Origin of the sequence: Streptomyces sp. SID5464 (assembly GCF_009862985.1) — a bacterium.
Lineage (GTDB): Bacteria > Actinomycetota > Actinomycetes > Streptomycetales > Streptomycetaceae > Streptomyces > Streptomyces chartreusis_D.
The window spans coordinates 157,729-165,340 of record NZ_WWIQ01000007.1 but is presented as its reverse complement, the minus strand read 5'-3'; the positions used below and the strand labels follow the sequence as shown (position 1 = coordinate 165,340).

Here is a 7,612-nt window from a genome sequence, read left to right as displayed (position 1 = left end):
TCTACAAGATCGAGGGCGGGAAGCGGATTCCTCGGCAGGACTATCTGGTCAGGGCGGATGAGGTGTTGGGGGCGGGTGGGCTGATTGCGGCGACGTGGGAGGACGTGAAGAGGGTTCGGTATCCCAAGAGGGTGCGGGAGCTGGCCAAGCTGGAGGGGCTGGCTGTCGAGATCGGGGTGTATGAGTGCAACAGCGTCCATGGGCTGTTGCAGACGCCGGAGCACGCGCGTGCCTTGTTCGAGGCGGCCCAGCCCCCGTATTCACCGGACGATGTGGAACGGATGGTGGCCGCCCGAATGGCCCGGCAGGCGGTCTTCGAACGCGATCCGGCCCCGTCGGTGCACTACGTCCTGGAGGAGGCGGTGCTGCGCCGACGGGTCGGGGGCACAATGGTGTGGCGACAGCAGCTCGAACACCTGCTGGAGGTAGGGCGGTTGCGCAGCGTCACACTTCAGATCATGCCGACGAACACCGATGCTCACCCAGGGGTGGACGGCAAGATCGAGCTGCTGAAGTTCCCGGACGGTTCGGCGGTGGGGCGTTCCGATGGTGCGTTCAGCGGGCGGCCGACCACCGATCCGAAGCAGCTCCGCATCCTTGAGCTGCGGTATGGCACCATCCGAGCGCAGGCACTCCCACCGCGGGAGTCGCTGGTCTTCATCGAGCAAGTGCTGGGAGAAACATGATCCGCAACGCTTCTGCCGGGGACACCCCCGACCTGACTTGGTTCAAGAGCAGCTACAGCAGCGGCACGGACGGCAACTCCTGCGTCGAGATCGCGATAGTGCCCCGCACTGTGCACGTCCGGGACTCAAAGCAGGCCGCAGGCCCCCGGCTCGCGCTCGCGCCGGAGGCCTGGGCGGAGTTCGTGGCGTCCGTCTAGTGCCGCTCACCCGGTGGCCCGGACCCGGTGCCGCTGGGCGTACGACCAGGTCACCGCGGTCATCAGGGCCGGGATGGCGAACAGCGGGGCGAAAGTGAACGCCCAGACGGTCTGGGCCGTACCGCTCGACATGTACGTCTGGCTCTCGACGGTGAAAGCGACCACGAGTTGCCACAGCGCCACCAGAACCAGGACGCCCGAGACGGTCCAGGCCAGTGGGGTGAGGACCCTGGGGTGCAGTGGCCTCCACCGGTCGCTGACGAGCAGCAGGGGAAGCAGAGCGGCCAGCTCAGTGAGGACGGAGAGGCCGACGACGTATGCGATGCCCCAGCCCGGGATGTCGAAGACATCGCGCAGCACTTGGTCGCTGTAGCCCACGTAGACACCGGATGCCATGGCGATGCGCCACAGGCCGGACGGGACGGCGCACAGAGCGATGGCGTGGGCGGCGCGGCGAGCCCAGACGGGCGCAGGTGCGGAGGTGGGGAGAGGGGCGGTCGCTGTCGTCATGACGTACATGCTGGCCTCGGACATGGCGGCCACGCGTCGTCCGCTACGGCGGACCGTCTCCGCCGTGCGGATGAGGACGCACGGCACTAGCCGTCGTTCCGAAGGACACTCACCGCGCGGTCGAACGCCGAGTCCCGCTTCTTGGCGAACTCCTCCTTGGTGAAGACGGGTTCGGTCAGGTGGGGCGGGATGCCCGTGCCGTCGTAGGTGTGGCCGGAGCGGTTGAGGAACTCCTCGTTCGGGAGGATGGCGGCCATGCCGCCCGGCAGCTTGCGTTCCATGACGTCGGAGAAGACGCCCTGGGTGGGCTGACCGATGCGGATGGTGCCGCCAGGGCGGTTGATGAGGGCCTGGGTGAAGGTCTCGCCCGCGCTGATGGTGGAGCCTCCGGTCAGTACGGCGATGGGGCCGGTGTAGCGGGGCCCGTCGGCCGGGACGACCCGGATGGGCTCGGGGCGGGTGTGCCGGGCCGGGTCGGTGGGGTGGTTGCGGGCGCGCTTGGCGTAGGCGACGTAGGGCTTGTCCGTGAGGCGCTCGGCGATGTGGATGCCGAGGGCGTCGGAGCCGCCGCCGTTGATGCGCAGGTCGATGATCAGGCCTTTGAGGCGCTGGGTGCGGTCCTCGGTGAGGATCGTGTCCAGGGCCTTGTCGAGTTCGGCGAGGTGGGCGGCGTAGGGGGCGTCCTCGGGGAGGTAGCCGGCCATGCCGGAGATGCGGAGGTATCCCTGGTGGGCGCTGCCGGGCAGGTCGGCGTAGGTGATGCGGCCGTTGGCGAAGTCCTGGCGGTACGGGGCGCCCTTGAGGTCGCGTTCGCCGATGAACTTCTTGACCTTGGTGTCCATCGCCTCCGTGGGCAGTTCGGTGCCGGGACGGACCTGGGCGAAGACGCGGTCTCCGTCCTGGACGGCGACGTGGGCGTCGTAGAGGGGGCGGACCATGTCGCTGAGGAGGGCGAAGAGTTCCTCGCGGGTGGTGTCCTGGTCGACCTTCGGGCGGTAGCGGTCGCGGGTGGCCTGCCAGTCGATGCCCTTCGCGGCGAAGAAGGGGTAGTTCTCGGCGAAGGAGTGCCAGAAGACGTCGAAGGCGGTGCGGGGATCCTTGGGGGTGGGGCGGGTGCAGTCGGCGGGGAGGGCGTGGATCCGCCGCAGGGTGCGGTGGCCGACGGAGCTGTCCGCGCCGAGGGAGGCACGGTTCTTGTTCGGGCCGGGGCGGACGGTCAGGACGGTGCCGAAGGCGTTCGTGTACGTGCCCGGGCCGGTGCGCCGGGCGGTGTCGCCCTTGAGGCAGCTGACGGATGTCGTCTGGAACTCCTGGAAGGTGTCGCCGTCGAGGGAGAGGACGATGCCGTAGCCGTCCATGCGCCAGAGGCCATCGGTGCTCGACACGTGGGGGTTGGCGGCGGCGGGTGTTGCCGCAGCTGCGGCGAGGGTCAGAGTGAGGGCGGTGGCTGTGACGGTACGCATGATGGGTCCCCGTTTTCGTGGTCGTGGGGCACTACGGTGACCGGGGGAGCGGGGGACCGGCCATCCGGTGGGCTGGTGGACGGCGGTGGGGACAGCCCCCGACCGGTTCGGCACTGCCGGGCGGTAAGACTGGGAGTACGGAGTTCGTGAAGGGCCGTGAGGCGCGGGACAACCTCTCCTCGGCCCAGTCCCGTCTCACCTCGGCCGACTCGTGGATGACGCGGGCGACCAAGGAGGCGGACAAGTACAAGGACGACCCGACCGGCAGGAAGTCGGACGCGGACAAACCGGACGAGGCCAAGGTCCGCGCCGCCTCCCGGGATGTGCAGCACGCCAAGTCGGCCCAGTCGAAGGCCCAGTCGGACGTGTCCGACGCGCAGGACGCGCTGGCTGCGGCGAAGAAGATGGCCGAGGACGCGCGCAAGATGCGTGAGGAGGCGGCCTGGGAGGCGAAGTCGAAGATCGACGAGGCCTCGGACGCGGGTATCCAGAACCGGTCGTGGTGGGAGGAGGTCGGCGACTGGTTCACGGACAACTGGGACTCGATCGTCGCGGTCTGCAAGGTCGTCGTGACGGTCCTCGGGATCGTCGCGATGATCATCGGTGGTCCGATCCTGGGCGCGATCGTCCTGATCGCGGCGGCGGTCGTGCTCGCCGACACGCTCTACAAATACTCCAAGGGGCAGGCGTCCCTATGGGATGTCGGGTTCGCCGCGCTGGACTGCATACCCGGCATGAAGGGCCTGACCACGCTCGGCGGTCTCGCCAAGGGCATGAGGACCCTGGGCAAGGGCGGACTCAAAGCCATGGCGAAGGGGCTTGGGAAGCAGGGGCTCCGCAGAGAAGCCGATGACGCCGTAGCCAGCGCCAAGCCAGGTAAGGGACGGTGCCTGAACGGCGACCCGATCGACATGGTCTCCGGCGAGATGTACATGGCCGAGACCGATGTGGAGCTGCCTGGGTTGCTTCCCTTGGCCCTGCGGCGTACCCACCTGTCGTCCTACCGGGCTGGGCGTTCCTTCGGCCCGTCCTGGGCTTCGACCTTCGACGAACGTCTGGAGCTGGACGACCAAGGCGCCGCTTATGCCACTGAGGACGGGATGATCCTCCTCTATCCGGTCCCCCAGCCCGGCGCTTCGGTGATGCCGCAGGAAGGGCCACGTCGGCCGATGCACTGGGACGGCGACCCCGGGGCGCCGATCAGCATCACGGATCCGCTCACCGCAGTCACCCGTCACTTCGCTGCCCCGCAGCGACCGGCTCCGAACGACGAGGCGTTCTCTCTCTTCCTCGTCGCCCTGACCGACCGCAATGGCTATCGAATCGACATCGACCGCAGCGCCGACGGCACGCCGGTCGCCGTGCGGGACTCCGGAGGCCGACACGTTCACGTGGACACGGAGAACGGGCGAGTCACCGCTCTGCGGCTGCGCGATCTGGAGGCGACTCCCAGAGCACGCTGCTCAGGCGCTTCGACTACAGCCCCGAAGGCGATCTTACCGAGATCCGTGACTCAAGCGGTCTCCCTCTGAAGCTCACGTACGACGACCACTCCCGCATCACCTCATGGACGGATCGCAACGGCTACTGGTACCGCTTCACTTACGACGACCAGGACCGTTGCGTCGCCGGTGAGGGCACCGACGGCCTCCTGCCCGATGTGCAGGCTGCTTATGATCGGGTCCCGGACCACATCAGGGAACAGGTCGGTGGTGCGCACTCGAAGTGCGGCGAGGCAGAGGCCCTGTCGCACGCCATGAGGGCGGGGGTCGACCCCCGAGGCGGGGTGATGGCGGCAGTGGAGGTACGCGCGCCGGGCAATCCGGTTCACGGCCAACCCAAACCGGCCTGCCCGTCCTGCCGGCATGTTCTCGAAGAACTAGGCGTTCGGACGGTGTTGTAAGTGAGCGACGGCTACACGCGGGACTGGTCCCCGCAGACTGAAGACGTACTACGCCGCGCGGGCTGGCGCCCCGGGCGCTCGGTGCCGACCGTCACCTGGGAGTCGGTCCTGAACGAGCGCGGGGCCTTCGTGGCCCACGACGCCGCACGCCGGTTTCTCTCCGAATTCGGCGGGCTGGTGACCTACGGCTGGCCTGCAGATTCGATCACCCGTTCGTCCGCCATCCGGTTCGATCCCCTCCGCGCCCAGTGGCAGGACGAACAGTTCGCGAGGGCCGGCCGGGAAGCGGGAGCGCTCCTCTACCCCGTGGGCACGGCGGACGAGGGCGCCAGCTTCCTGGGCATCACCGAGGCCGGAGCCCTTCACCTCGTGAGGGGGGACCGTGTGGAACTGCTTGCCCCGACCACTGACCGGGCGCTGGCCCGCCTGGTCGAGGCGCAGGGGGCCCGGTCTGCCCTCTGGACGCCCGGCGTTCCAGCCGCCGAGCACCCCTTCTGGAGGCGACTTCACACCGTGGAGACCGGCCCGGACGCCGGACCGCGCTGGTCCGAGGAGACGGACCGGGTGCTGCGGGCCGGCGGCTGGTTCCCGGGCCGATCGGTTCCCACGGAGACCTGGGAGAGCATCCTTCTGCAGACCGGCGAGTTCGAGATCCACGACGCGGCACGGCGCTTTCTGTCCGAGTTCGGCGCCGTTGGGGTGTCCTACCGCGAGCCGTGGGACTCGATGCCATGGATGGAGTTCTCGCTGGATCCGCTGCTTGCGTTGTGGGACGCGGAAATCATCGACGACCTCGCCGAGCAGGCGGGCGTCGACCTGTACCCGATCGGCATGCGCGACCGCGGGAACCAGCACGTGGCCATGGCAGAGGACGGCTCGGTCTACGCCGGCATGGACAGCGTCTGGCTGCTGGCCCCCTCACCCGATGAAGCCTTGCAGAAGCTCACTAGCAGGATCCAGCCGACGGCTTCCTATTGATCGGCGGCTGGTAGGAGAGGGCGGGAGAGCGGCGTGCGCGACCTCACGGACCGACATCGGGTTGGGGAAGTGATAGTGCGCTGCGCCACAGGCTCCCCACACCAGCGCGAGGAAGTCCCATGGATCTCACCGGATACTCGACCGACTCCGTCGTGGACGTGTCGTTCCCCGAGGGCATGCGCCGTTTCGTGCGGCTCGGGCAGCAGCGTTGGCCAGGGATGTTCCTGTACGGGGAACCGCTCCCGCCCCGGCGTCCCGGCCGACTGGCGGTTGCCCGAACCGGAGGACGACGGCCTCTCGGGCATCGTCACGTTCAGCTCCGGCCAGGAGATGGAGGATTTCTGGGAGGAGCACGGCTACGCCCTCGACACCCCGAGTACTACGCGGTCAGCGTCGTCACCCCCAAGGATCCGGACGCTGATCCGTTCTCCAGGAGTGTCGTGAACGACTTTCTGGCGTCCTTCGGCGCACCCACGGCCGCCCCGGTTTGACCTACGTCACCCCCGGGGTATTCTCTCCGGCTCGATTGGCGTCCCCCATGCCCTGTATGGCAGACTGTCCGAGTTGCTCGGTCGAGTGTTGATGCTGCGCGCCTCCCGCCGGGGGGACCGGAAGCGAGTCCCACAGTACTCGTCGTCCTAACTGCCACACGGCAGCGCTGGGACGGAAGTACGGGAATCTTTCGGGAAGCGTTAGTGCGGCACCGGCCAGGCACCCGGTGGGCCTTCCGCCCCCGGCTCGCGGTTCCGGAAGGGCCGTGTGCAATCCCGCAGGGATGTTCGAACAAGGGACATCTGTGTCAGCGGGAGCGCGACACGCCCGACCGCGTGGGTCGGAGAACGAAGAGTAGGGAACCACCGGGTTCCAGAGCGTTACGAGAGACAGGACTACTGAGTAGCCATGGCGGGACAGAAGATCCGCATCCGGCTCAAGGCCTACGACCACGAGGTCATCGACAGCTCGGCGAAGAAGATCGTCGAGACGGTGACTCGCACTGGTGCGTCGGTCGCGGGCCCGGTGCCGCTGCCCACTGAGAAGAACGTGTACTGCGTCATCAAGTCGCCGCACAAGTACAAGGACTCGCGCGAGCACTTCGAGATGCGCACGCACAAGCGCCTGATCGACATCCTCGACCCCACCCCCAAGACCGTTGACTCTCTGATGCGACTCGACCTCCCGGCCGGTGTCGACATCGAGATCAAGCTCTGAGGCCGGTGATCTGAGAGATGGCTAAGCAGATCAAGGGCATCCTGGGCGAGAAGCTCGGCATGACGCAGGTGTGGGACGCGAACAACCGCGTCGTCCCGGTCACCGTCGTCAAGGCCGGCCCCAACGTCGTCACCCAGGTCCGTACGAACGATGTCGACGGCTACGAGTCCGTCCAGATCGCTTTCGGCGAGATCGACCCGCGCAAGGTGAACAAGCCCCTCAAGGGCCACTTCGCCAAGGCCGACGTCACCCCCCGTCGCCACCTCGTCGAGATCCGCACCGCGGACGCCTCCGAGTACACGCTGGGCCAGGAGATCACCGCTGAGGTGTTCGAGGCCGGCGTGAAGGTCGACGTGACCGGCAAGAGCAAGGGCAAGGGCTTCGCCGGTGTCATGAAGCGCCACAACTTCCGTGGCCTCGGCGCCGGACACGGCACCCAGCGCAAGCACCGCTCTCCCGGTTCCATCGGTGGCTGCGCCACCCCGGGCCGTGTGTTCAAGGGCCTCCGCATGGCGGGTCGCATGGGCAACGAGCGGGTCACCACCCAGAACCTGACCGTCCACGCCGTTGACGCGGAGAAGGGTCTGCTGCTCATCAAGGGCGCGGTTCCCGGTCCGAACGGCGGCCTCGTCCTGGTCCGCACCGCGGCCAAGGGGGCCTGAGGTA

General features: G+C 68.0%; 9 protein-coding genes. 7 read left to right on the top strand and 2 right to left on the bottom strand.

Translation table 11 applies throughout. The features are described 5' to 3' along the window. The coding region (locus GTY47_RS07430; RefSeq protein ID WP_010036752.1) for a DUF5753 domain-containing protein at positions 1-686 on the top strand (686 nt) is incomplete at its 5' end. Then, positions 683-883 (top strand): DUF397 domain-containing protein, encoded by a 201-nt coding sequence (locus GTY47_RS07425; RefSeq protein WP_010036749.1) that lies wholly within the window; start codon positions 683-685, stop codon positions 881-883. The genes GTY47_RS07430 and GTY47_RS07425, both read left to right, overlap by 4 nt. Positions 884-889: 6 nt before the next feature. Here the strand turns inward: GTY47_RS07425 and GTY47_RS07420 are convergent, their stop codons facing one another. Together GTY47_RS07420 and GTY47_RS07415 are read right to left on the bottom strand one after the other, a co-directional pair. Then, a complete protein-coding gene (locus GTY47_RS07420; protein ID WP_029180956.1) occupies positions 890-1,402 on the bottom strand; it encodes a hypothetical protein in 513 nt (170 codons plus the stop codon). A gap of 77 nt (positions 1,403-1,479) precedes the next feature. Beyond that, positions 1,480-2,856 (bottom strand): S41 family peptidase, encoded by a 1,377-nt coding sequence (locus GTY47_RS07415; RefSeq protein WP_029180955.1) that lies wholly within the window; start codon positions 2,854-2,856, stop codon positions 1,480-1,482. 323 nt (positions 2,857-3,179) lie between these two features. Here GTY47_RS07415 and GTY47_RS07410 point away from each other — a divergent pair, with 323 nt between their 5' ends. The 5 genes from GTY47_RS07410 to rplC all read left to right on the top strand — a co-directional run bounded on the left by GTY47_RS07410 (position 3,180) and on the right by rplC (position 7,608). Continuing rightward, a complete protein-coding gene (locus GTY47_RS07410) occupies positions 3,180-4,388 on the top strand; it encodes a DUF6531 domain-containing protein (protein ID WP_343336048.1) in 1,209 nt (402 codons plus the stop codon). Further along, the gene (locus GTY47_RS40145) at positions 4,316-4,759 is read left to right on the top strand and encodes a YwqJ-related putative deaminase (RefSeq protein ID WP_324604442.1); all 444 of its coding nucleotides are present in this window, start codon (positions 4,316-4,318) and stop codon (positions 4,757-4,759) included. Before GTY47_RS07410 ends, GTY47_RS40145 begins: the two co-directional genes overlap by 73 nt. Then, positions 4,760-5,737: an SUKH-3 domain-containing protein gene (locus GTY47_RS41810; RefSeq protein ID WP_010036744.1), complete on the top strand. Its 978-nt coding sequence runs from the start codon at positions 4,760-4,762 to the stop codon at positions 5,735-5,737. It abuts the gene before it with no gap. A 900-nt stretch (positions 5,738-6,637) separates the two neighbouring features. Next, positions 6,638-6,946 (top strand): 30S ribosomal protein S10, encoded by a 309-nt coding sequence (rpsJ, locus tag GTY47_RS07400; protein WP_003948644.1) that lies wholly within the window; start codon positions 6,638-6,640, stop codon positions 6,944-6,946. A 17-nt stretch (positions 6,947-6,963) separates the two neighbouring features. Further along, entirely contained in the window at positions 6,964-7,608 is a 645-nt protein-coding gene (rplC, locus tag GTY47_RS07395; protein ID WP_010036739.1) for a 50S ribosomal protein L3, read from the top strand. Positions 7,609-7,612 lie beyond the last annotated feature (4 nt).

Bases quoted from the DNA above. Each gene is read 5' to 3' on its own strand.
- GTY47_RS07425 (WP_010036749.1), top strand. From the start codon at position 683: ATGATCCGCAACGCTTCTGCCGGGGACACCCCCGACCTGACTTGGTTC.
- GTY47_RS07420 (WP_029180956.1), bottom strand. From the start codon at position 1,402: ATGTACGTCATGACGACAGCGACCGCCCCTCTCCCCACCTCCGCACCT.
- rplC (WP_010036739.1), top strand. From the start codon at position 6,964: ATGGCTAAGCAGATCAAGGGCATCCTGGGCGAGAAGCTCGGCATGACG.
- rpsJ (WP_003948644.1), top strand. From the start codon at position 6,638: ATGGCGGGACAGAAGATCCGCATCCGGCTCAAGGCCTACGACCACGAG.
- GTY47_RS07415 (WP_029180955.1), bottom strand. From the start codon at position 2,856: ATGCGTACCGTCACAGCCACCGCCCTCACTCTGACCCTCGCCGCAGCT.